The sequence below is a fragment of the Vogesella sp. EB genome (assembly GCF_001037925.1).
Classification (GTDB): domain Bacteria; phylum Pseudomonadota; class Gammaproteobacteria; order Burkholderiales; family Chromobacteriaceae; genus Vogesella; species Vogesella indigofera.
Genome location: NZ_LFDT01000001.1, coordinates 223277 through 244588, shown reverse-complemented (window position 1 = coordinate 244588; position 21312 = coordinate 223277). Strand labels below are relative to the sequence as shown.

The window sequence follows — 21312 nt, the reverse complement described above, 5'->3', positions numbered from 1 at the left end:
CCATGAGCCGCTACCTCCTACCCCCGAACCGCACCCCCTTCGAAGCCGCTCTGGCCGATGCGACGTTTTTGGATGTGGATGTCACCCAGCTACGTGGCATTGCCGACTCCACGCGCAGCCCCGCAGCACAACTGCCGTGGTTGGCCTGGGAACGCTCGGTCGAGAACTTTGACGACGCCATCAACGAGGAGCAGCAGCGCAACCTGATCAAGAACTCAATCAGCGTGCATCGCCGCAAGGGAACTGTATCCGCCGTGCGCGATGTTTTCCGGTCGCTTGGGCTGGGCGAGGTAGTCATCCAGGAGGGCAACCACCACTACATCGCCGATGGAACCCTGACGGCGGATGGCTTTGGTACCGGCGGCGACCCGGACGGCTGGGTGGAATACCGCGTGCAAATCGACAAGCTACTGTCGGTCGAGCAATCCCGGGTCGCCCGCGCCGTCCTTGCCGATGTAGCTCCCGCCCGCAGTGTGCTGTGGGGCATCGACTTTACCGGAGCTTCCCTTATCGCAAACGGCCTTGCCATCGCCGATGGCAGCTATACCGCTGGAGTAGTTAACACATGACAAAACTGAATGCACCGGCCGTGCCAGGCTGGCCGGACGTCACCCGGTTCGAGGTGTTGGAACGCCTGCTCGGCGGCGATGGTGGCCCGCTCAACCGGGCACCACTGGAACTGCTGGAGCGCTCCGAGTTCCTCAAGAAGAAAATCGACGACGTAGTCAGCGGTGCGCTGACAATCGAATTTGCCAATCGCCTCAAAACGGGTCGCAGCATCGCCATGACCGGCGATGGCAGCTGGGTAGTGACCTTCGACGGCGGTGGCAACGTCTCCGCGGCGATGACGCTGGCCAATACTGGCGTGGCTGCCGGCACTTACCCGGTGGTGACCATCGATAGCAAGGGCCGTGTGACAGCTGCCCGGGCGCTACAGTCTGCTGACCTGCCGGCCAATGCTGCGCTATCTGGCACGCCGACCGCACCAACTGCGGACCCCGGCACCAACACCACGCAACTCGCCAACACCGCATTCGTGCAGGCCGCCCTTGCAGCATTTGTTGCATCAGCCCCTGCTGCGCTCGATACCTTGACTGAGCTGGCGGCAGCACTCGGTAATGACGCGAACTTCGCCACCACAATTACCAACGCGCTCGCGCTAAAGGCGCCGCTTGCGAGTCCAGCGCTTACAGGACTCCCGACGGCGCCGACACAGCCACAGGGCGACAATTCGACCAAGCTGGCGACTACCGAGTTTGTCCAGCTGGCAGCGCAGTCGGTACCGGTGCGCCAGACGGTGCTGTGTGGTGTGACTGATGTTAATGGCCGCGCCAATTTCATCAGCGCCGGCGCTGGACTTGCGGTCAACCTTAGCGCGACGGCCGCTGCGTTAACCCTTGCCTTTTCTGCCGGTTTCGGCCAAGGCGGATCGGTCGACTACATCGAGCGGATCACTGCGGATGCCGCTGGCTACTGGTCGAACCTGCCGGCCAATAGCCTGAACTTTCTGGCCATCGCCCGTAATGGTGCCGGTAACCTAAGCGCTAGTGCCACACTGGCGCCAGTGCAGTATGGCTACACCTACAACCAGGCAGCCCAAGCACTGTTGCACTTTGATGGTGCAGCAGGTAGTGCCTCAATACTGGACGACTTCGGCAACACTTGGGTAGCACATGGTGGCGCGAAGCTGCAGAGTTCTTGGTCGAAGTTCGGTGGCACGGCACTCGGCGGTAGCGGAGTGAACAATGCGTTGAACGGTGCCGGTGACTTCATCAAATCGACGAATTTCACTGGCCTAGGGGGTGGAAGCTGGGCTATTCGCGGCTGGTTCAACCCGAGCGCGCTGCCTGGGAATGGTATCTCGTTCTGCCTGGCGGGTATGTTCAACGCCAGCAGCCTCGGGGTGCAGCTCTACATCGGCAACATGGGTGGCTCCATCAAGTTTGGCTATGCCCTGTCGTCCAATGGCACGTCGAACGACATTACCAACGCAACCTTTGGTTCGACGACGCCCATCGTGGGGACGGCGTATTTCGTTGAACTGACCTATGACGCCGTTGCCGGCTACTACCGGCTGTACGTCAATGGTGCCCAAGAGGCCAGTACGGCGAGTGCGCTGCGCATCTGCCCGGTGACGATGGCCACGGTTGGCGCCGGCAACACGGCCATCTTTTTCCCCGGCTACATCGACGAGTTCGAGTTCCTGCCGTATTGCGACCACCCGGGCGGCACTGCCTACGCTGTGCCGACTGCGGCCAAGTCGATCGCCGCCCCTGGCTACGCGTCCGACTGGTTCGACTTGGCCACCTGGACGATGAAATCGCCTGCGGCAGCCAGCCCCGGCGACGGTAGCAGTCCCGCATTCACCGTCAGCAACAAACTGTACGTAGGTGAGGTAATCACTGGGGCGGCCGGCGTGTCCAGCGTGGTGAGCTATGCGTACCAGGGCAAGTACAAGTCTGCGGATACAGCCGTGCCGGCCAGCGGTGTCCGCACCGCATTTTCATCCAACATTGGCGTGCCTGCGGACCTTCGGAAGGGCAAATTCCATGTCCGAAATTACATAGCAGAGTACGGGTTTACACCAGGCATGGTGACGGTGCCGCAACTGGGTGTAAACGCGAACTATATCCAGGGTAATCAGTTCACTCTTGAAGATCGAAACTCGATGAGTGTGACGACTGGTGCCTCTGGCGGGTTGTATTCGATTAACAGAACGACAGGCGCGGCAGCTTCGCTGACTCCGGGCAACTGGCGAATTTTTGTGACAGATGAGAGGGCCTTCTAATGTGGGTTGACCGTCAAGGGAACATGTACGAAGGGGACTGCCAACCAGGTGACCGCGCCGCCTCCGTTGAAGAAATTACCCGGCAGCAATTCGGTGCCGCGCGTGCGGCCAAACTGGCCGAGCTCGAGCGGGATTGCAGTAATGCCATCATCGCAGGTTTCGCCTCTGCGGCGCTCGGTAACGTCCACACCTATCCAGCCAAGGATACTGACCAGCAGAACCTTGCATCGTCGGTGCTCTCATCGTTGATGCCGAATCTGCCGATCGACTGGGCCACGCCATTCTGGTGTGCTGACGAAAATGGCAACTGGGCAATGCGCCCACACTCCGCCACGCAGATCCAGCAGGTAGGCATTGATGGCAAGTCCGCGATCATCGTCGCCATCCAGTGCAAGGCGGTACTGGAAGCAACCATGATGGCGATCGACCTGTATGCGCCGGATGCGACCGAGCGGCTGGAGGCAATCAAATGGCCCGCCTGAAGCTGTTGGGTCTGTGGTTCGCTGCAACGGTAGCCGGCCTATTCGCCATGGCGTGGGCTTTGCCTTCCGCGCTGGTCGGCAGTCAACGGACGCAACGTGTGGCAGTGGCGCTGGATCAGGCTGCGAACGCAGCCATCGGCGGTAGTGAAGACGAGACTATCAGCTCGCGAGCCGGCAAAGGCGCGCGCCGTGGCGTCTGGCACTGGTGCCTACTGTGCCGTGTGCTGGATTGGCTGGATCCCGGTCACTGCCAGAAGAGCATCGAAGCCGATGAAGGTGACGTGATAGCGACGAATCGCTGAATAGAAACAGGCTGACCCAGCTAAACACCAACCAATCACATGTACCCGCCACTGGCGGGTTTTTTTACGCCCATTTGGGAGAAGATATGGCTAACGAGTCGTTGTTCCACGGTGTTACCGTCACGCTGGTCGACAGCGGGCCGCGCACCATTGCGCTGCCGTCGTCGTCGATCATCGGTATCGCCGACACCTTCACGCCGGGGGCTGGTCTGGCGACGCCAAACCAGCCGGTGAAGATCACCAATGATCGCGAGGCGGCGGCAGCGTTTGGCGAGAACAGCCCGATGTTCCGCCAGCTCAAGGCCATCTACAGCAAGACCCGCGCGGCCATCGTCGCTGTCGGTGTCGAGGCCAATGCCGATCCTGCGCTGCAGACCAGTGCCATCATCGGCGGTGTGACTGCCGGCGGGGTGCGTACCGGCCTGCAGGCGCTGCTGGATGGTAAGTCCGCAGTCAATTTGCAGCCGCGGCTGTTGGTGGCGCCGGGCCACTCGTCGACGCAGGCGGTAGCCAGCGCCATAGATAGCCTGGCCGGCAAGCTGCGCGCCATCGGCATCATCGACGGCCCCAACACCACCGATGATGCCGCCATTGCCTACGCGGCTAACTTTGGCAGCAAGCGGCTGTACCTGGTCGATGCCGGCGGCAACAAGGTGTGGGATACCACCAGCAGCAGCGAAATCCTGCTGCCGTCGTCGGGTGCCGTTGCTGGCCTGTTCGCGGCCAAGGATGCCGAGGTCGGTTTCTGGGCGTCGCCATCCAACACCGAGTTTGCCGAAGTGTTGGGCACCGGCCGTCCGGTGGAATACCTGTATGGCGATCCGACCTGCCGCGCCAACCTGCTGAACCAGGCGTATGTGTCCACCATCATCCGCGAGGGCGGCTTCCGCCTGTGGGGCAACCGCACGCTGTCGGCCGATCCGAAGTGGTCGTTTGTCACCCGCGTGCGCACCACCGATATGGTGATGGATGCCATCCTGCGCGGCCACCAGTGGGCGGTCGACAAGGGCATCACCAAGACCTATGTGCATGATGTGACCGTAGGGCTGGATGCGTTCATGCGCGACCTGCGCAATGCCGGCGCCATCATCAACTTCGAGGTTTACCCGGACCCGGTGCTGAATACGGCCTCGCAGCTGGAAGAGGGCAAGGTGTACTGGAACATCCGCTTTACCGACGTGCCACCGGCTGAGAACCCGATCTTCCGTGTGGAAGTGACGAACCAGTGGATCACCGAAGTGCTGGCTGCTTAACAAGGAAAAATCATGGTTCCGCAAACACTCACCAACTTTACCCTGGCCCTGGGGGGCACCAGCTACGCCGGCAAGGCCTCGCAGGTGCAGCTGCCCAAGCTCAAGCGCAAGACCGAGGCCTGGCGCGGCGGCGGCATGGATGCCGAAATCGACTTTGCCATCGGGCTGGAAAAAATGGAGGCCGGCTTTACGCTGACCGGTATCGACAAGGCGTCGCTGGCGATGTTCGGCCTGGCCGATGGCAGTGCCTTCAATGGTACTTTCCGCGGTGCATTTACTGACAGGAAGGGGAAGGTCGTCGGTGCCGTCTGCACCCTGCGCGGCCTGCTCACCGAAGTCGACATGGGCAACTGGGAGGCCGGCAAAAAGAACGAAACCAAGTACACCCTCACGCCGGACTACTACAAGCTGGAAGTCGATGGCGCCGTGGTGTACGAGATCGATCCGGTTGGCCTGATCCGCATCATTGATGGTGTGGACGAACTCGCTGCCGAACGTGCCGCGCTGGGCCTGTAACCCTCGCGGCCAACCTTTGACGCCCCGCCTTGTGCGGGGCGTTGTCATTTCAGGACAACCCCATGAACGAAACCATCAAGCTGTCTACCCCGGTCACCATCAATGGCTTGCCAACCAATCAAGTCGTGCTGCGCGAACCGACGGTCGGCGATCAGCTCGATGCCCGCCAGTTGGCGGGCAATGATGACGCGAAGTTTGAAATGACCATGCTGGCGAATATGGCCGGTTGCGCGCCGGACGATCTGCGCCAGGTGACGCTGCGCGATTACGGCAAGTTGCAGAAAGCCTATCTTCGGCTGTCTGCGGAAGAACCAGCTGCCGACGGGAAACAGTCCGCTGTGGTGGGTGTGGTCACGCCGGCTGGCTGAGCGCTACGGCTGGGGCCGGGACGAGATCCGCGCGGTACCTGTGTCCGAGCTGGCGCAATGGCTGGCAGTGGATGAGTCGTCGGATTAGCGGCGGGACAGCCAGTACAGCAGCAAGGCGATGGCCACGATCGGGGTGCAGCCCACCAGCACCCCAGCCAGCGCGCCGTACAGCACGGTCACGGTGGATAGCCCGTGCTGGCTGATGCCGTATAGCGCGCCACCGGCGGCCATCAGCAAGACCACTGCCGTTCCGATCAGATCAAACCATTTGCCTGCGTGCATTGAAGGGCCCGTATGTCTAAAGATGTTGCCATTGGTATTGTAATCGGTGGCGCCGTATCCGCAACGCTGGGCGCCGCCGTCGGCAAGACGCAGAAATCGGTGGAAGGCCTGCAAAAGGGCATGGCGGACACCAAGGGCATCAAGAGCCTGATTGGTGAGACCCAACGCCTGCAGCGCGAACTGGCCGAGGCAGACAAGGCCGGGCGCCGGATCGGGCTGGAAAGCGTACGCCAATTGCGGGGCGAGCTGGGCGGGCTGGAGAAAGATTGGCAGGCGTCCACCGCCCGTGTCGGCGAGCTGGCCCGGGCGCTGAACACCGCCAAGCAGGCCGCCGCCGGCCAAGCCGCGGCGGTGCCGGCGCTGGAAGCCGAACACCGTGCGCTGTCGGAGTCGGCAAGATTGGCCGCGGCACATGCCGACATCAAGCGTGCAGCGTGGCAGGACGGCAAGAACAACAGCGCCTTGACCCGCCAGCAGGTGCTGGCGCTGAAGGATGAGGCCGATGCCGCCCGTGGTGCCTCTCAGCAGGCCAAGGCGCTGGCCGTTGCCAAGAAAGCCCAGATCGATGCGGCCAAGGCGGCCACATCGGAAGAAGCTCGGCTGACCAGCGAGCTGGGCAAGGCACAGCGCGCGGCCGCTGCGGCCAAAGCGGCGTTCGAGGGCAAGCGTGCCACGCTGCAGACCACCCGCAGCGAGCTGCGCAACACCGGTACCGCAGTCGGAGATACAACCCGCCAGACCGTCAAACTAGGGGAGGCGGCCAAACAGGCCGCCCAGGGCCAGCAGCAGCTGGCCAACGTACCGCTGCGCGACAAACTGGCGGCGAACACCGCCAAGCTGCGCGATATGGGTATTGAGGTCGGCAACCTCGACAAGGCCATGCGCAAGCTGCAGCAGACCGAAAAGGGCATGCAGTGGCAGCAGCATGGTATCGGCCAGATCCAGTCCGGCATCGAGCTGGGCAAAACTGCCGGGGTGACCACCATCGGTGCCGCCGCCGTGCCTACCAAGATCAGCGGTGATTTCCAGGCAGAGACCCGCGACATCGCGATCAAGTCTGGTATCGCGAACAAGGCCGGCGAGAAGGAGCTGGTCAGCGGCATCATGCAGATTGCCGCCGACCAGAAGATGGACCGCACCCAGCTGGCGCAGGCCATCAATGGTCTGGTGACACAAGGTATGGGGTGGCAGGAAGCCATTGGCCACGGCAGCCTGCTGGCCGAGCTGGTCAAAGGCCAGAAGATGGCGCCGGAAGACGCTTCCAAACTGATCTACTCCTTCGGCCAGAACGGCGTGTCGCAGAAAGACATGCGCAAGACCATGGGCGAGGTGGCCGTCGCCGGCGATCTGGGCGCGTTCGAGTCGGACAAGATGGCCCGCTTCATGCCGGAGCTGCTGGCTACCACCGGCGCGCTGGGTTTTCAGGGCCCGGACGCGGTGCGCTACATCGCCGCCAGCCTGCAGGCGCAGGTCAAGCTGACCGGTGACCCGGACAGCGCTGCCAACAACTTCAAGAACCTGCTGGCCAAGATCACCGCGCCGGATACCGACAAGAAGTTTGCCGATGCTGGCGTGTCACTGCAGGAGTCGATGAAGGCGTACATGAAGGCCGGTTACAACCCGGTTGAGGCCTTTATCGCGCTGACGGAAAAGCTCACCGCCAAGCAGGACCCGGCGCAGGCGAAGAAGCTGGCGGATCTGAAAGCCAGGATCAAGAACAGCGGCGGCAACAAGCAGCAAGAGAACGAGGCGCTGGATGCCTACCTGAAAATGGCCGGCCTGGCCGACATCCTGACCGACCAGCAGGCGCGCTCCGGCGCGCTGGCACAGATCAAGTACGGTGGCCAGATCAAGAGCGACCTGACCAAGATCCAGAGCACGGATGGTGGCAAGAAACTGGAAGGGGACAAAGCCGCTCGCGACGACACATCGAACAGCCGTTGGGAGGCGGTGGCGGCGGACTTTAACGCCAGCATGATCGCCGTCGGGGATGCCATCCGGCCGGTGACCAACGGTGCGGCCGATCTGGCGTCATCGCTGCTGCAGCTTGGTACCAGTTTTGCGCAGAGTCATCCGGAAGCATCGACGCTGGGGCTGGCCGCGGGCGTGGTGACGCTGGGCATTGCGGCCAAGCGCATTGTCGGTGGTGCTGTGCAGTGGGGCGCCGGCAAGGTGCTGACCACGCTGGGTGGCAAAGCTGGGGCAGCGGCAGGCAAGGGCGGTCTGCCCGGTGTGCTCTCTGAGGTGTTGGGTGGTGGCAAGCCTGGCGCCGGTGTGCAGCAGGTGTTCGTCACCAACATGCCGCGTGGCGGCCTGCCGGACTTGCCGGGGGCGCCGGACAGCAAAGGCAAACCACCGGGCAAGCTGACGCGTGTCGGTGCGGCGGTGCGTAATTCGCTGGGCGGGACGGTGACGGCAGGTCGTGCCGCCATGGCCTCACCGACGCTGGGTGCCGTAGCAACAGGCGGTGCCGCAACAGCGGCGGCCGCTACCGGCATGGTTGCCGCAGCGGGCGTGGCTGGCTACGGCGTCGGTACCGCGATCAATGCCGGCATTACGGCAGGGCTGACGGCGGCCAACGGTGGCCGCAAGCAGACCCTGGGCGGCTGGCTGTACGACAAGCTGCATGGTGACGAGGAGGCCAAACTGCTGGTGCCGACGGTCATCAAGCGGCCTGTTGCGGTTGGGGCGACAGCGAAGCCGGAAGCGGCAGCCAAAGCACCGGCTGCCATACCCGCGGCCAAGCCGGCGCCGGCCAAGGCGCCACCGCCGCCCGTCGTGCAGCACTTTACCTTCTCACCAAAAATCGACGTCAAGGTGCTGGGCGATGCCAAGAACCCGGCAGAGATCGCCGCGCAGCTGGCGCCGCACCTGAAGCGGTTGTTTGACCAATGGTCCGCCAAAGCCAAGTCAAGCGGCGGCGGTCTGTACGACCCGGTAGGAGGGTGACATGGAGCTTGAAACAGTATTGCGGCTGGCCGTTGATGGCGCCAGCCGCGCTGCCGGCGTTGCCAACCTGCCGCGGGCGGTGGCCGATGTCACGTCGGCGGTGAAGAGTGCCACCGGCGCGGCGGTGCAGGTAGAAAAGGCCGCCGCGCTGTTGTCGGCTGGTGCACCACTGACCGGCGCCAGCAGCAGGACGGTGCAGCGTGCGGCCGGGCTGCTGACGTTGGCCGCCAAGGACCTGACCGGCTCCAGCAATAACCTGCTGCACGCGGCGGGTAGTGCACTGGCGGCCAGCAACAGCAAGCTGAAACAGGCGCTGGGTTACTCGCTTACCGCCTATGCGCGGCTACCGAAAGACGCGCGCGCCCTCGCCATGCGCATGGGCGGTGGCAGTGCCACCTCGCTGGTGCAGTCATTCGGCGGCGCACTGGCTGCGGGGCTGGACATGAGTGGCTCGCCGGCTCGGGGCTACCTGCTGGAGCTGGCGCCGGAGCTGGGCGTACCGTTCCGATTTGCTTTGGGGCAGGCCGCGTTTGACACGCTGTCTCGTGCCACCCAGTTCAACATCGCCAGCCAGGAACGCTTGACGCGCCGGTCGGCAGAGCAGGCGGTGAGCAAGGGCGGTGACCGCATCACGCTGAAGGGGGCGATCTTCCTGGCTCAGCATGGTGCCGGACATATCGACCGCCTGCGCGAGCTGGGTGATGCGCTGCAGCCGCTGACACTGACCACTGGTTACGGTGAGCACCTGGGGCGCTGGTACCTGGCGCAATTGAACGAAGAACAGGCGTATCTGTTTGTCGACGGTGCACCGCGCAAGCAAGCCTTCACGCTGGAGCTGTCTCGCTATGGCGAAGATTATCAGAACGTCTGACGGAGACTGCCTGGACAGTCTCTGCCACGCGCACTATGGCCACCTCAACGGTACTGTTGAGGCGGTGCTGGCCGCCAACGTGGATCTGGCCGGGCAGGCACAGCCGTATCCTCAGGGCATCTATATCGCCATGCCGGACATTGCCAGCGCCACAACTGAAACCGTCACGCTGTGGGAGTAAACCATGCGGCCAACCTTTCGTATCCTGGCCAATGGTCAGGACATTACCGCGACCCTGCAAGACCGCCTGATCTCGATCAGCATTACCGACAAGGCCGGGCTGGATTCCGACGAGCTGACCGTTACCCTGGACGACCGAAACGGCGCCGTCGGCCTGCCGCCGCGCGGCGCAATGCTCGATGTCAGCCTGGGTTATGTCGAAACTGGGCTGACTCGCATCGGGCAATACCGGGTTGACGAAGTCGAGTCCAGTGGTCCTCCGCAGATCATCGTGTTTCGTGGGCGGCCGGCGGACATGTCCGGCAAGATCAAGCAGCCGCGGCGCCATTCGTGGGAAGGTGCCACGCTGGAGCAAGTCGTGAAGGACATCGCCACCCGCAACAAGCTCAAGGCGATGTGCAAGGTCAAGGCCACCGTGGCCCGGGCTGATCAGATGAACGAATCCGATCTGCACTTCATCACCCGCCTGGCTGGCCAGTACGACGCCACCGCGACAGTGAAGGGTGGGCAGATCCTGGTGCTGCCGCGTGGCGGCCAGACTGCCAGTGTCACCGGCAAGACGCTGCACACGCTGGTGCTCCACCGCAAGGACATCAAGGGCTGGCATTTCAAGTCCAGTGATCGCAACGCCTTTGGCGGCGCCATCGTACGCCACCACGACAATGCCACCGGCAAGACGCAATCGGTGCTGGTGCCCAATCCGGACAACCCGAGTGCGCCGCCGCGGGTGATCCGTCACACGGCGAGTAGCAAAGGTACGGCGGCGGCGGCAGCCAAGGCAGCCAGCAACCGCGCGGCACGGTCGGAAATCACCATGAGTATCACCATGGCCGGTCGCGCCGACATCGTGGCTGAGCGCAAACTGCGCACACAGGGCATCAAGGACGGCGTCGACCACCTCTGGACCATCGACAGCGTGACGCATGATTTCAGCAGTGGCGGCTGGGAAACCAGTCTGGAACTGATCCTGAACAAGAAAGCCGAGCCGGCGAAGAAGGGGAAGAAGAAAGCAGGACAGAAAAAACCCAAGGTGCTAGTGGCATTGGCGCCGTGACTTGTTTCACTCCAGCCCCGCGATTCCGCGGGGTTCACTTTTTAGGGGGTTGTAATGCAGGAACATGAAAAAGGACTGTTGTGGTTGCTGTGCGTAGGGTCGCTGATCGGGCTGGGCAAGCTGCTGTCCAGCGATGAAGCCATCACCACGCGCCTGATCTTTGGCCGCGCCATTCTGGGTGCCGGTACCTCCACCATTGCTGGCGTCGCGTTGATGCAGTTTCCCGCACTACCGCTACCGGCGCTGGTGGGGATTGGCGCCGGTCTGGGCATTGTTGGTGCCCAGTACCTGGAAGCCTGGCTCAAGCGCCGCGCAGACAAGATTTCTGCCTGACCATTACCACCGAGGACCACACCCGCCCATGAGGCGGGTTTTTTTATGGAAGGAGTCACATGGCTCGCATTTCGGAGCAAGAGGCCGGTGGCCGCAATGTCCTTGCCTTTCTCGACATGATCGCCGTTTCCGAGCTGGGGCGTGGCCTGATCGCCGCCAGCGACGACGGTTACAACGTCATCGTCGGGAGCACCGTAAAAGCACCGTTGCTGTTCAGCAGCTATAGCGATCACCCGCGGCGCGTTATTGATTTGCCGAAGCTGGGCATCAAGTCCAGCGCCGCCGGCCGTTACCAGATCCTGGCGCGCTATTACGACGCCTACCGCAAGCAGCTGGGTCTCAGCAACTTCGGCGCCATCAATCAGGACCGCATCGCGCTGCAGCTGATCCGCGAGTGCCGCGCTCTGGACGACATCCAGCGCGGCAACATCGCCACCGCCATCAGCAAGTGCCGCAGCCGCTGGGCATCGCTGCCGGGGGCTGGCTATGGCCAGAACGAGCACAACGCCCAAACGCTACTGGCCGTGTATGAGATGGCAGGAGGTCGCTTGGCATGATCGATAGCAAACTCGCTCCCATCATCGTTGTGGTGGCGCTGCTCGGGCTGTCGCACGGCCTCGCGTACTGGTCTGGCCAGTCTGCCGAGCGACAAGACCAGCAGCTCGCCGCGGTCACTCGCGAGCGTGACGATAACGCCGCGATCAACGACCTGCAGCAGCAGCTGCGCCGAGCCGAGTCCGCCGGCGCCAGCCAGTTGCTGGCCGCCGAAACCCGCTACCAGAAAGGTCTGTTAGATGTTCAAACGCAAAAAGCCCGCATTCTTGCTGGTCATGCTGCTGGCACTGCCCGGCTGTCAGTCCCCGTCAAAGCTGCCAGCTGCACAGCTGCAAGCCCTGCGGCCAACCTTGCCGGCGACGGCGCCGATCCAGCGCCACGCGCCGAACTTTCTAACGAGGCTGCAGAGTTTCTTGTCGGCCTCGCCGCCGAAGCCGACGCAGTCGCCGTAGAGTTGAACCGATGTGCGGATAGGGTGGATATGAACGAAAGGCTTTTAATAAAAGAGGAGGGCAGTTAGGGAAAATGGCTTCGTCGGAAAACTGCGGATGCCTGCGCAGCTGACCACTGGTGCCGGCGCACTCTTTCCGTTTCATGGAACCAGCGCTGGTGGAGATCGCTTTCGATTGATATGCTATCGGCAAGATAGATGGCTTGCTGTGTCGCACTTCGGCCAAAAGCAGTCATTTGTAGTATCCTTAAAATTCTCGATCTGACTCATTTTTAATATCGCTATGGCTTCCGCCGGTGCACAGTTCGAGCATTGAAGACAAAAAACAGAATGGTTAAGCCCTCGAACTGAGGAGGCTCTAAATTTATATAGGGAATTGCTTGTGAAGTGCTTATTTAGCGGTGACGATCCTGATACCAAAGAACATGTCGTGCCGACATGGCTTCAAAAAAGAATGAAGCTTGGGAAAGAAACTTTCAAGCTCCCAAATAATTCTTATTTACAGTACAAGCATGCAGTAGTTCCCGCGAAAAGCTCGCACAATACAAAGTTCTCGGAAATTGAAACGAGAATATCTCAAGGAATCTTGAAAAACGAAGAGGTTTACCTTTGGGCACTAAAGATTCACTTAGGACTTCTGGCTAGGGACTCAACCCTCAAAAATGATATCAAAGACCCAAAATCAAAAACTATAATTGATTTAAATGGATTTGATTATCATGTAAATGTATTTCGCACTTTGTACCAGAATTGGGCTAATGGTGGATCTACTGATCCATCGCCATTCGGGAGCGTGTTTATCCTCGACTCGTTGACCCCGGAAGACCATTTCGACTTAATTCATTGCGCGTACACTGGCGTGCTCGGTATTGATATAGGTAAGAAATTTTTATTTGTCATTTTTTGGGATCAAGGAAGAACCTTAAAATCAAATGCACTAGCTCTCTGGCACGAAAACCAAGTCCTCCGAGTTGAGAAATTGAAAAATACTTCAGAGCATAGCGGGCAATGCCACCTGGCGCATCGAGTCTGGTCCTGTGAAATAGCGTATTTTCAGTTTCGGAGCAGGCCAAACTCCATGACGATACTGAAAACCCCCAATAGGGTGGCTGCACCTTCGTATCCGAATATTCCCGCTCGCCCAGTTGACGTATTGGAGTATGTTCTAGTGTGCAAAAATTTTGGTCTTCAGCGGGATTTATCGAGAGGGGACAACTCATATACTCAGTTCACGACTATTGAAGAAGCTCTTGAGGCTGCAAACCTTAAAGTCGCTATCAAAGACTAGCCAGATTAGAACGCTAGGCGCGTGCTAGTTCATTTAGGGCTGAGATGTACTATTCTCAAATGGCCGCTATGGGTCGATTGCAGAAGCACACATCTTCGTCTAAGTATGTCTGCACTACGTTGGCCAGCGGGCACCAGCGCACTGGTCAGGTGCAACCACCAGTGCCCGCAACAACAGGTTGTGCCATCGGATGGCACTTCGCGCTCACCTGCACATCTTCTCGCACGGCACGCCATCGTGATCCCCGTCGATCTTCACGTTCGGGCAATACCGCAGGTAATACTTTGCCTCCTCGCAGCTCACCATCTGGCTGCAATGTACCTTCCCCGAGCAGCTGAAACCCGCGGCAGAACGGCGCGGCTTCAGGATTGGATCGGGCATCGATGAAGCAGGGGCGCTTGGTGCGGGCAGGGCAATCGGGCGGGAAGGTGCAGACGCCGCCGGCATCTGCCGTTTCTCGTGGCGCCACACCCACGGCGCTACCGGATTCGGGTCCGCCCACAGCCCCGTGCCGTAACTCTTCGCGAAAGCCTCCGCGCCGTCATAGCCGCTGTCACGCGAATACTGCCGGTACACCCACGCCATGCCCTTGCGCAGCTGCTGGCGGTTCACATCCAGATCCCCTACAAACACCTTCGCCACCGTCCGGCCGTAGCGGTCGCGCGTCTCCGGCTGCAGCACCACCTGCTTGCCATACACCATCGCCGACAGAGCCTGTTTCGACCGCTCGCCGAACGGCTGGTTTTTCTCCGGCGCGTCGATCTGCGCCAGGCGCACCTTGATGGATTGATTGCCGGCAGCCAGGCAAGTCAGCGTATCGCCATCCGACACACCCACCACCTTGCACGAGATATCCGCGGCCATCACGTTGGCCGCAAGAACAAAAGAGAGAATAGATAACAGTTTCATGGCCGGATCATGCCAGAACCATGTCAATTCTGGCAAAGCCAGTCCCGTCGGTGTCGATGCTTGTAGCTAGCTCGCTCGCCAGCACCTCCGGACTTTATGCCAAGTGTGACAAAACCATCTTTATGGCATGGTAAAACACTCACAAAGTGCGTAATAATCCCATGTCATTGCAACTGGATAACGGTTTCCAGTCAAAGGGAGATGAGCATGTTTTGTCAAAAATGTGGCCAGAACAATCAAGACTTGGCCAAATTCTGCAGCCGCTGTGGCACCAGCCTTGGCAGTGTGGCGATGCCAAGTGAAATGACCTTCAGCGCGGGCCCGATGCCGGACCAGATGACTTTTGGCAAGGCAATCTCCACCTGCCTGTCCAAGTACGCCGACTTCAAAGGACGCGCAACACGGGCGGAATACTGGTGGTTTATCCTGTTTACCTGCCTGGTGTCCCTCGTCGCCCTCATCATTGACCCTTCCGAAGTGCTCGCAAACATACTGACGCTGGTTTTCTTCCTGCCGTCCTTGGCAGCGGCAACGCGTCGACTGCACGATGGCAACCGCAGTGGTTGGTGGCAGTTGCTTGCTATCACCGTCATTGGCCTTATCCCGCTCCTGATCTGGATGTGCAGCAAAGGCGATCCGCACCGCAACGATTATGGCCAGCCGGTTTAAGCGTCCAACGCGAAAAAGATTGGTCGCGGCCAACCTCGCATAAAGAACACCACCCCGTCAGCCAAGTGCCAAGCTTGGCTGGCGCTACACAAAAATAGTCGCCAAACGAACAGGGAGAAACCCATGAACAAAACACTCGCCATCGCCATTCTCGCCGCGAGCACCATCTTCACCGGCTGCGCATCCGTAGCACTGGCGCCGAAAGAACAAGACGCCGCACTCAAAACCTTCACCGCACCACCAGCAGACAAAGCCGCTGTCTACATTTACCGCAATACCTTTGTCGGCCAGGCACTGAAGAAAAACGTCTACGTCAATGGCGAACTGGTGGGTGAGTCGGCCAACAAAGTCTACTTCTACCGTCAGGTCCCACCCGGCACCAACAAAATCTCCACCGAATCCGAATTCAGTGACAACGAAATCAACCTGATTACCGAAGGCGGCAAAAACTACTTTGTAGAACAATACATCCGCATGGGCGTCTTTGTCGGTGGTGCCAACGTCAAGCAAGTCTCGGAAGAAGAGGGCAAGAAAAACGTCCTTGAATCCAGCCTCGCAAAATAAACCGCCGCACCTGGCCAGCCCCAACGTTGGCCGCAAAGCAAAAGGGCAAGCCATGCGGCTTGCCCTTGTCACGAACCACCCTCACGCCTCACCTCGGCGTCCCGCTGCCGGGCGGTGCATTGCCGTGTCCGGTACCGGACGGGGCGCCAGTCGTGCTCGGCCAGTTGCCACCCGGACCGGGGTGGCTGGACTGGCCACGCCCGCCGCTGGTGCCTCTCCCGCCGGATGTCCCGCCGCCTTTACCTGCTCCTGAACCACCGCCACCTTTAGCCATCACGCACTCCTTCACCTGCCGGAAACAACGACAGGCGCAGCGCCGGCAAACGCCAGGGCCTGCCATCCCCTAGATGTAGCAGCCGCCAGCCAAACGGCAAGCACAAATCTGCGCAATGTCATTGAAATAAAAAAGCGGCCAGACCAAAATACAACGTCAACCACACGCAAGGCGTTGTCATGGCCTCCAACGAAATCATGTGGATCCCCTTTGTGCTGCTGAGCCTGTACGACTGGGCGGGCGGATGGGGCGTACTCGCGCTGCTGGCGGGAGGTGCGCTGCTTGGCGGGCTGCTTGCACGCTTTGGTCGCCACATCGCACTACGGCTAGTCGCCGCCGGAGTGCTGGCCGGCTCAGCACTCGGTTGGTTCACGCTGCTACTGCCGGCCTATGCCTTCTCCTGGACGCCTTGGGTTGAGCCTACGGGGTTGCCGTGGCCGTGGTGGTAGTGTCTTAAACTGTTTTTTGCCCGTTTGAATTATTGATAAAATCTACTAACTTTATAAGTTGCCCTCTTAGTTCTGCATCGAATGATGTATTGTCATGTGTTTCTATATATTTTTGGGCAATCTTGACTTTCGATGCGGTTTTGTTTTCGCCTGATTTGTTTTTGTAGTTAAGCCAGTTTTCGTACTTTCCATTTTCTGAGAATACTCTTGCGCTGGGATGTGTTTCTTTGATAATTGATAACACTTTTTCATGCTCAAGATAGTTTTCTATTTCCCTGCCGTGTGTCACCCAGGCAAAACCTGGGCCTTTATTGAACTCTTCGACAAGCCTCTTCTTTGTACTGTTGATCGATGCTCTTGGTGATGCCTTGTCACTGTCTATGATGATTACGCAATTGCCATTTAGTGAGCGCAACGAAATTAGATCGTCAGCAATTCTATCTTCATCATCTATCTGCAGTGCAGATAGATGACTTGCCAAACGCCCCCCGTAAAACATTACGCTGTAATGAATTCCTTCTAATAGTTTTTCATCTGTATTTTTTATCCAGCTGTTAACATAAATTCGATCCGATGGGCCTTCTACCCATATGATGCAATTCGTTTGCAAAATATCGGATGCTCGGTACCCTAATTCGGCACAAAGCTCGAACTTTGATTTTGTTGAAGATATTAAATGGCACTTTGATGTTGATCCATTGTTTTTTATGTGGAGAATTTGTGCGTTGGTAGCATCAAGCAAATGGGCTGAGTGGGTTGTAAATAAATATTGATTGTCAGTTTCTGCTTCTAGATATTTTATTAATTTTTTTTGCAGCAATGGGTGTAGATGAAGTTCTGGTTCTTCAATGCAGATAATGCTCTCTGATGCTATTGTCGAAACCGCTGCTAAAATTATAACCTCGTGGATCCCTGTTCCAAGGGACTCTAAAGGCAGTACTTTGTTGTCCATTCCTACTAAAATCATTGATTTGTCATGTGGTATTTCAATTGAAACTTCATCTTTGTCTAAAACGGTTTTTAGGAACTTATTAATCTTTTCGAATTTTTCTTTATCTTTCCAGTTTTCTAATGGTGGGTGTTGTATGGCGGCCAGCCGTTCAATAATTCCAGTGCCACTATAATCGTCAGGGGTTGTGCTTGCTTCGCCAATTTTTCTAATGGCGGGAACCAGAATAAAATTTGGATAATCTGAAGGGGTATATTTTAATTCTTCAACACTAGTAGGTATCCAGTGTTGTTGCAATCCACCGCCCGATGTATTTGTTATCGCTCGCCAAAGACTTTCCCATTCTGTGCCACTAAATCCCAATTGATCTTTGCTGGAGTTTAATATCGGCTTCATTGTTTTGGATGCAATATTAAACTCATGATTAAACCAAATGCATTCACCATCAAATTCATAGTAACTATTGTAGATGGCTCTAATTAGATTAATATGCCTTTCTTTGTTTATTCTTGGATGTTTTTCGAAGATAATTTTCTCGTAATCATCTTTTCTGATGGGGAAGCTAATTTTAGCGTGCGTACTCTCTTCAGTTAGGCATTTATCAGTGTGGCCGTATGTGACTTCTTCTTTTCTGGTAAATGATAAATCGTCGTTACATTTGTGTAGCAGTAAGTTATAATTTTTAATCAGAAAAGATATTATGTTGGATTTTCCGGAGTTGTTTGCGCCAATGATAAAATTGATTTTATTTAATGGTCCAACTTTTGTGATGTCGTTGCCGTAGCTTCGAAAGCCTGCGAACCCAAATCCTAGAAATTTCATATAATCTCCTATTTGTACTTTACATATTATGACAAAAGTCTATATTGAATGCAATTTATCTTTTTAAAGCGAGGGGCAGATGGATTTGACGAAATTGTATGGAGTGACTAATATGTCCATATCACGTTCAATAGCGTGAACGGGCTTGGCCGCCCGGTGACTTACACGGCAGACAAAAGCCGCCATTGCGGCTTTTTGTTTTGCAACACTCGTGCGCGCAATCAATGGCGGGCCGGGTGGGGACACCTTCGGGTGTGCCGGTTTCGTGTAGCCGGTCGGCCAACCCCGCCTTGGTCTGCCACCCTTGCTTGGCCGCGGGGGCGGCAGGTTTGGAACCGCCCTACACGGAGGCCATCATGGCTGCTCAAACCCATACCCTCGGTGCGTCCGCACCAACTGTTTTCTCTTTTGATTCTTTCGATGTCCGCACGCTCGACCTTGATGGCGAGGTGTGGTTTGTTGCGTCCGACGTTGCTGTCGCGCTGGATTACCGAGATGCAGCCAACATGGTTCGCTCCCTTGACGATGATGAGGCTGATACTCACATTCTGAGTATCAGGTCTGACAACGGTGTCGAGCAGTGCCGTGAGGTCAGGATCATCAACGAGTCCGGCCTGTACTCGGCCATCCTCAAAAGCCGCAAACCGGAAGCAAAGCGCTTCAAGCGCTGGGTAACGCACGAGGTGCTACCGTCGTTGCGCAAGTCCGGCAGCTACGCCTTGCCGTCGGCTGCGGCCAACGTTGCGGCGCCTGGCGTGGCGATGCTGGATGATGTGCCGGTGCTGACCATGCAAAGGTTGGCCGCATGCTTCGGCATGAGCATCGATCCGATCCGGCGCAACCGCGAGCTGTTCCCGGAGCGGTTTGTCCACGGCGTGCACTGGTTCCGGCTGGAGGGTGACGCGCTGCGCCGCTTCGGGCTGGCCAACCTGCACACCGGCGAGGTGTCACGCAATTTCGGGCGCAGCATGATCGTGTGGACAGAGGCGGGCGCGCAGATGCACGCGGCGTGCTTTGCGCCGACGCAGGGCAAGGCAGGGTTGGCCGCGGTGAAGGCATACTTGCGGGGCGAGGCGGCGCCATCGGCCAGCGCGCCAGTGTCTGCCGCCACGGCTGTGCAGGCGCCAGGGGCATCGATGCCTTGGCCGGTGTCGCCGGCTGATCTGGCGATGGGCGGGCGAGTGTTGCTGAGCATGAACCATCGCGGTGTGCTGCAGGCGGAGCCGGTACCGACCGAGGCGTTTGTGGCGACAGCGGCGGAGCTGGCCAAACAGCTCGCCGCGCCGGATGTGATGTGGACCCGCGACGATCTGCACGCCATCGGCGCCGCCGCCATGGCCAGGCTGGCGCGGCGGGGGTAGAAAGAAATGGCGCCACCGGTGGGTGGCGCCTTTTTTATGGCGTAGTGGTTCGCACCGTAACTGGATACGCCAGGAGCGCTGTGTCGATCAGGCTGGGAGTGGTACGGCCATGCCGGAGCGAGTCAGGAAGCGGCCGTTCCGCTGGCTGGCCAAGTCGGGCCGCGTGGAGTAGGCCACTTGCCCGTTGACCAGTAATAGCGTTACGCCGACAGCCGGTGCGATTGGCTGTTCGAAGGTGGCTGCGTCGCTGATGGTTGCCGGGTCAAATACAACGAGATCGGCAAAATGGTCGGCAGCTATCGTGCCGCGGTTGGTCAGCCCAAAGCGCTGTGCCGGCAGGGAGGTCATTTTGCGCACGGCTTCTTCCAGGCTAAACAGCCCGATGTCTCGCGAGTAGTGTCCCAGCACGCGCGGGAAGGTGCCCCATAGTCGCGGATGAGGGTGGCTATCGTGCGGGATGCCGTCCGACCCGATCATTACCAGTGGGTGTGCCAGGATACGCTGCACGTCGTCTTCGCTCATGTCGAAGTACACGGCACCGGCTGGCGACAGGCGCTCGCATACCTCGTGCTGGCTGATCTGCCATTCTGCAGCGATGTCAGCCAGGTCTCGGCCGGCCACCTCCGGGCATGGGGTGGACCAGGTGATAATGATGCGGATGCTTTCGTCGATGGCATCGGCGCGCAGCACTGTCGAGCACGCGGAGTAAGGGTAGGCGTCAACGTGAATTTCTTGGTTGGCCGCCGCCTGTTCGATCACGCGCAGCGTGTCTACGCTCCGACCCCAGTTCTTTCGCCCCGCGCACTTGTGGTGCGAGATGACGACCGGCACTTCGGCACGGCGCCCGGTTTCGAAGGTTTCCTGCAACGATTCCATGACGAAGTCGTCTTCGTCACGCATGTGGGTGGTGTAAATTCCGCCGGCGTGGCTGGCTTCCTTTGCCAGTTCGACGAGTTCGTCCATTTCGGCCGCGTTGGCAGGCTGGTAGTACAAGCCAGAGGACAGGCCCGCGGCGCCTTCTGCCAGCGCCTTGCGCAGTATCGAGCGCATTTGCTGTGTTTCTTCTGCGCTTGCTGGGCGATCCAGCTCGTCCATGACGGCTACGCGCAGGGTGGAATGCCCGACTAGCGCCACAACGTTCACTGCCGGCACGGCCTGGTTGACGGCCTTGATGTAGTCGCGCATTGAGTCGAAGACAAAGTCTTGCTTGCTGCCCAGCAGGTTGAGTGGTGGCACCGGGTCGGACGTGGTGAGCTTGAGTGGTGACAAGCTGATGCCGCAGTTGCCAACGACTACCGTGGCTATGCCTTGGCTCACTTTGGGTTGCATTGACGGGTCGATCAGCACCAGGCGGTCGTCGTGTGTGTGGACATCGATAAAGCCGGGGCTAACTACCAGTCCTTCAATATTGATGGTTTGCCTGCCTTTCAAGGTGCCTGGGCTGCGGATGGCGGCGATGCGATCGCCATTGATGGCGACGTCGGCCATGTAACGCGGTGCACCGGTGCCATCGATCACGGTGCCGTTGCGCAGCACGATGTCGTAGATAAGTGGAGTGGTCATTGGCGGGCGATTTTCAGCTATGAGTGGTGGGTGCAGGCCGGTGTGATGGGAAACCGGCCTGCCTGTCAGCAAAGGTGGTG

Annotated in this window: 23 protein-coding genes and 1 pseudogene; 20 read left to right on the top strand and 4 right to left on the bottom strand. The window is 58.9% G+C overall.

All coding sequences use genetic code 11. From position 1 onward, the window contains the following. The first annotated feature begins 2 nt into the window (after window positions 1-2). The 7 genes from ACG97_RS01155 to ACG97_RS01125 all read left to right on the top strand — a co-directional run bounded on the left by ACG97_RS01155 (window position 3) and on the right by ACG97_RS01125 (window position 5709). A complete protein-coding gene (locus ACG97_RS01155; RefSeq protein ID WP_047965458.1) occupies window positions 3-569 on the top strand; it encodes a phage tail protein I in 567 nt (188 codons plus the stop codon). Then, window positions 566-2788, top strand: a complete 2223-nt coding sequence (locus ACG97_RS17830) for a hypothetical protein (RefSeq protein ID WP_053068018.1) — start codon at window positions 566-568, stop codon at window positions 2786-2788. Before ACG97_RS01155 ends, ACG97_RS17830 begins: the two co-directional genes overlap by 4 nt. 23 nt (window positions 2789-2811) lie before the next feature. After that, window positions 2812-3270, top strand: a complete 459-nt coding sequence (locus ACG97_RS01145) for a hypothetical protein (RefSeq protein ID WP_156167835.1) — start codon at window positions 2812-2814, stop codon at window positions 3268-3270. Continuing rightward, on the top strand, window positions 3258-3572 hold the full coding sequence (locus tag ACG97_RS01140) for a hypothetical protein (RefSeq protein WP_082133598.1): 315 nt from the start codon (window positions 3258-3260) through the stop codon (window positions 3570-3572). The genes ACG97_RS01145 and ACG97_RS01140 overlap by 13 nt, the downstream gene beginning before the upstream one ends. An 86-nt stretch (window positions 3573-3658) precedes the next feature. Then, a complete protein-coding gene (locus ACG97_RS01135) occupies window positions 3659-4825 on the top strand; it encodes a phage tail sheath family protein (RefSeq protein ID WP_047965457.1) in 1167 nt (388 codons plus the stop codon). Window positions 4826-4837: 12 nt separating this feature from the next. Then, entirely contained in the window at window positions 4838-5341 is a 504-nt protein-coding gene (locus ACG97_RS01130) for a phage major tail tube protein (RefSeq protein ID WP_047965456.1), read from the top strand. Between the two features lie 62 nt (window positions 5342-5403). Beyond that, window positions 5404-5709 carry a phage tail assembly protein gene (locus ACG97_RS01125; protein ID WP_053068017.1) on the top strand — a complete coding sequence of 102 codons (306 nt, stop codon included), beginning with the start codon at window positions 5404-5406 and terminating at the stop codon, window positions 5707-5709. A gap of 84 nt (window positions 5710-5793) precedes the next feature. Here the strand turns inward: ACG97_RS01125 and ACG97_RS01120 are convergent, their stop codons facing one another. Beyond that, window positions 5794-5991: a hypothetical protein gene (locus ACG97_RS01120; protein ID WP_047965455.1), complete on the bottom strand. Its 198-nt coding sequence runs from the start codon at window positions 5989-5991 to the stop codon at window positions 5794-5796. Window positions 5992-6003: 12 nt separating this feature from the next. On the opposite strand from ACG97_RS01120, the gene ACG97_RS01115 reads away from it, so the two are divergent. The 8 genes from ACG97_RS01115 (at window position 6004) to ACG97_RS17435 (ending at window position 13672) form a co-directional block, all read left to right on the top strand. Further along, on the top strand, window positions 6004-8940 hold the full coding sequence (locus ACG97_RS01115; RefSeq protein ID WP_047965454.1) for a phage tail tape measure protein: 2937 nt from the start codon (window positions 6004-6006) through the stop codon (window positions 8938-8940). Between the two features lies 1 nt (window position 8941). Next, window positions 8942-9811 (top strand): phage tail protein, encoded by an 870-nt coding sequence (locus tag ACG97_RS01110; RefSeq protein WP_053068016.1) that lies wholly within the window; start codon window positions 8942-8944, stop codon window positions 9809-9811. After that, on the top strand, window positions 9786-9992 hold the full coding sequence (locus tag ACG97_RS01105; RefSeq protein ID WP_047965453.1) for a tail protein X: 207 nt from the start codon (window positions 9786-9788) through the stop codon (window positions 9990-9992). Before ACG97_RS01110 ends, ACG97_RS01105 begins: the two co-directional genes overlap by 26 nt. 3 nt (window positions 9993-9995) lie before the next feature. Further along, window positions 9996-11045, top strand: coding sequence for a phage late control D family protein (locus ACG97_RS01100; RefSeq protein WP_047965452.1), 1050 nt, complete (start codon window positions 9996-9998; stop codon window positions 11043-11045). Window positions 11046-11099: 54 nt separating this feature from the next. Beyond that, window positions 11100-11378: a phage holin family protein gene (locus ACG97_RS01095; RefSeq protein WP_047965451.1), complete on the top strand. Its 279-nt coding sequence runs from the start codon at window positions 11100-11102 to the stop codon at window positions 11376-11378. A gap of 59 nt (window positions 11379-11437) precedes the next feature. Continuing rightward, window positions 11438-11935 (top strand): glycoside hydrolase family 104 protein, encoded by a 498-nt coding sequence (locus tag ACG97_RS01090; protein ID WP_047965450.1) that lies wholly within the window; start codon window positions 11438-11440, stop codon window positions 11933-11935. Next, a complete protein-coding gene (locus ACG97_RS01085; RefSeq protein WP_047965449.1) occupies window positions 11932-12453 on the top strand; it encodes a lysis system i-spanin subunit Rz in 522 nt (173 codons plus the stop codon). Before ACG97_RS01090 ends, ACG97_RS01085 begins: the two co-directional genes overlap by 4 nt. Window positions 12454-12766: 313 nt before the next feature. Next, window positions 12767-13672: a hypothetical protein gene (locus ACG97_RS17435; protein WP_156167833.1), complete on the top strand. Its 906-nt coding sequence runs from the start codon at window positions 12767-12769 to the stop codon at window positions 13670-13672. Window positions 13673-13876: 204 nt separating this feature from the next. On the opposite strand, the gene ACG97_RS17905 is transcribed toward ACG97_RS17435, so the two are convergent. After that, window positions 13877-14581, bottom strand: coding sequence for a thermonuclease family protein (locus tag ACG97_RS17905; protein WP_047965448.1), 705 nt, complete (start codon window positions 14579-14581; stop codon window positions 13877-13879). Window positions 14582-14788: 207 nt separating this feature from the next. Between ACG97_RS17905 and ACG97_RS01075 the strand changes: the two genes are divergently transcribed. The 3 genes from ACG97_RS01075 to ACG97_RS01065 all read left to right on the top strand — a co-directional run bounded on the left by ACG97_RS01075 (window position 14789) and on the right by ACG97_RS01065 (window position 16537). Then, entirely contained in the window at window positions 14789-15250 is a 462-nt protein-coding gene (locus tag ACG97_RS01075; RefSeq protein ID WP_156167832.1) for a DUF805 domain-containing protein, read from the top strand. A 123-nt stretch (window positions 15251-15373) separates the two neighbouring features. Further along, complete coding sequence (locus tag ACG97_RS01070) at window positions 15374-15814, top strand: DUF2846 domain-containing protein (RefSeq protein WP_047965447.1); 441 nt, start codon at window positions 15374-15376, stop codon at window positions 15812-15814. A gap of 453 nt (window positions 15815-16267) precedes the next feature. After that, a complete protein-coding gene (locus tag ACG97_RS01065; RefSeq protein WP_047965446.1) occupies window positions 16268-16537 on the top strand; it encodes a hypothetical protein in 270 nt (89 codons plus the stop codon). 4 nt (window positions 16538-16541) lie between these two features. Here ACG97_RS01065 and ACG97_RS17065 read toward each other — a convergent pair whose 3' ends face one another. Further along, window positions 16542-18308 (bottom strand): ATP-binding protein, encoded by a 1767-nt coding sequence (locus ACG97_RS17065; protein ID WP_082133596.1) that lies wholly within the window; start codon window positions 18306-18308, stop codon window positions 16542-16544. Between the two features lie 224 nt (window positions 18309-18532). On the opposite strand from ACG97_RS17065, the pseudogene ACG97_RS18225 reads away from it, so the two are divergent. Next, window positions 18533-19024, top strand: a pseudogene (locus ACG97_RS18225) (Bro-N domain-containing protein); the annotation flags it as partial. Between the two features lie 45 nt (window positions 19025-19069). After that, window positions 19070-19669 carry an ORF6N domain-containing protein gene (locus tag ACG97_RS18220; RefSeq protein ID WP_369793020.1) on the top strand — a complete coding sequence of 200 codons (600 nt, stop codon included), beginning with the start codon at window positions 19070-19072 and terminating at the stop codon, window positions 19667-19669. A gap of 87 nt (window positions 19670-19756) precedes the next feature. Here the strand turns inward: ACG97_RS18220 and ACG97_RS01055 are convergent, their stop codons facing one another. Then, window positions 19757-21232 carry an amidohydrolase family protein gene (locus tag ACG97_RS01055; protein ID WP_047965445.1) on the bottom strand — a complete coding sequence of 492 codons (1476 nt, stop codon included), beginning with the start codon at window positions 21230-21232 and terminating at the stop codon, window positions 19757-19759. Window positions 21233-21312 lie beyond the last annotated feature (80 nt).

Excerpts from the sequence above, each read along its gene's own strand:
- ACG97_RS01155 (WP_047965458.1), top strand. The coding sequence starts at position 3 with ATGAGCCGCTACCTCCTACCCCCGAACCGCACCCCCTTCGAAGCCGCT.
- ACG97_RS17830 (WP_053068018.1), top strand. The coding sequence starts at position 566 with ATGACAAAACTGAATGCACCGGCCGTGCCAGGCTGGCCGGACGTCACC.
- ACG97_RS01145 (WP_156167835.1), top strand. The coding sequence starts at position 2,812 with ATGTACGAAGGGGACTGCCAACCAGGTGACCGCGCCGCCTCCGTTGAA.
- ACG97_RS01140 (WP_082133598.1), top strand. The coding sequence starts at position 3,258 with ATGGCCCGCCTGAAGCTGTTGGGTCTGTGGTTCGCTGCAACGGTAGCC.
- ACG97_RS01135 (WP_047965457.1), top strand. The coding sequence starts at position 3,659 with ATGGCTAACGAGTCGTTGTTCCACGGTGTTACCGTCACGCTGGTCGAC.
- ACG97_RS01130 (WP_047965456.1), top strand. The coding sequence starts at position 4,838 with ATGGTTCCGCAAACACTCACCAACTTTACCCTGGCCCTGGGGGGCACC.
- ACG97_RS01125 (WP_053068017.1), top strand. The coding sequence starts at position 5,404 with ATGAACGAAACCATCAAGCTGTCTACCCCGGTCACCATCAATGGCTTG.
- ACG97_RS01120 (WP_047965455.1), bottom strand. The coding sequence starts at position 5,991 with ATGCACGCAGGCAAATGGTTTGATCTGATCGGAACGGCAGTGGTCTTG.
- ACG97_RS01115 (WP_047965454.1), top strand. The coding sequence starts at position 6,004 with ATGTCTAAAGATGTTGCCATTGGTATTGTAATCGGTGGCGCCGTATCC.
- ACG97_RS01110 (WP_053068016.1), top strand. The coding sequence starts at position 8,942 with ATGGAGCTTGAAACAGTATTGCGGCTGGCCGTTGATGGCGCCAGCCGC.
- ACG97_RS01105 (WP_047965453.1), top strand. The coding sequence starts at position 9,786 with ATGGCGAAGATTATCAGAACGTCTGACGGAGACTGCCTGGACAGTCTC.
- ACG97_RS01100 (WP_047965452.1), top strand. The coding sequence starts at position 9,996 with ATGCGGCCAACCTTTCGTATCCTGGCCAATGGTCAGGACATTACCGCG.
- ACG97_RS01095 (WP_047965451.1), top strand. The coding sequence starts at position 11,100 with ATGCAGGAACATGAAAAAGGACTGTTGTGGTTGCTGTGCGTAGGGTCG.
- ACG97_RS01090 (WP_047965450.1), top strand. The coding sequence starts at position 11,438 with ATGGCTCGCATTTCGGAGCAAGAGGCCGGTGGCCGCAATGTCCTTGCC.
- ACG97_RS01085 (WP_047965449.1), top strand. The coding sequence starts at position 11,932 with ATGATCGATAGCAAACTCGCTCCCATCATCGTTGTGGTGGCGCTGCTC.
- ACG97_RS17905 (WP_047965448.1), bottom strand. The coding sequence starts at position 14,581 with ATGAAACTGTTATCTATTCTCTCTTTTGTTCTTGCGGCCAACGTGATG.
- ACG97_RS01075 (WP_156167832.1), top strand. The coding sequence starts at position 14,789 with ATGTTTTGTCAAAAATGTGGCCAGAACAATCAAGACTTGGCCAAATTC.
- ACG97_RS01070 (WP_047965447.1), top strand. The coding sequence starts at position 15,374 with ATGAACAAAACACTCGCCATCGCCATTCTCGCCGCGAGCACCATCTTC.
- ACG97_RS01065 (WP_047965446.1), top strand. The coding sequence starts at position 16,268 with ATGGCCTCCAACGAAATCATGTGGATCCCCTTTGTGCTGCTGAGCCTG.
- ACG97_RS17065 (WP_082133596.1), bottom strand. The coding sequence starts at position 18,308 with ATGAAATTTCTAGGATTTGGGTTCGCAGGCTTTCGAAGCTACGGCAAC.
- ACG97_RS18220 (WP_369793020.1), top strand. The coding sequence starts at position 19,070 with ATGCTGGATGATGTGCCGGTGCTGACCATGCAAAGGTTGGCCGCATGC.
- ACG97_RS01055 (WP_047965445.1), bottom strand. The coding sequence starts at position 21,232 with ATGACCACTCCACTTATCTACGACATCGTGCTGCGCAACGGCACCGTG.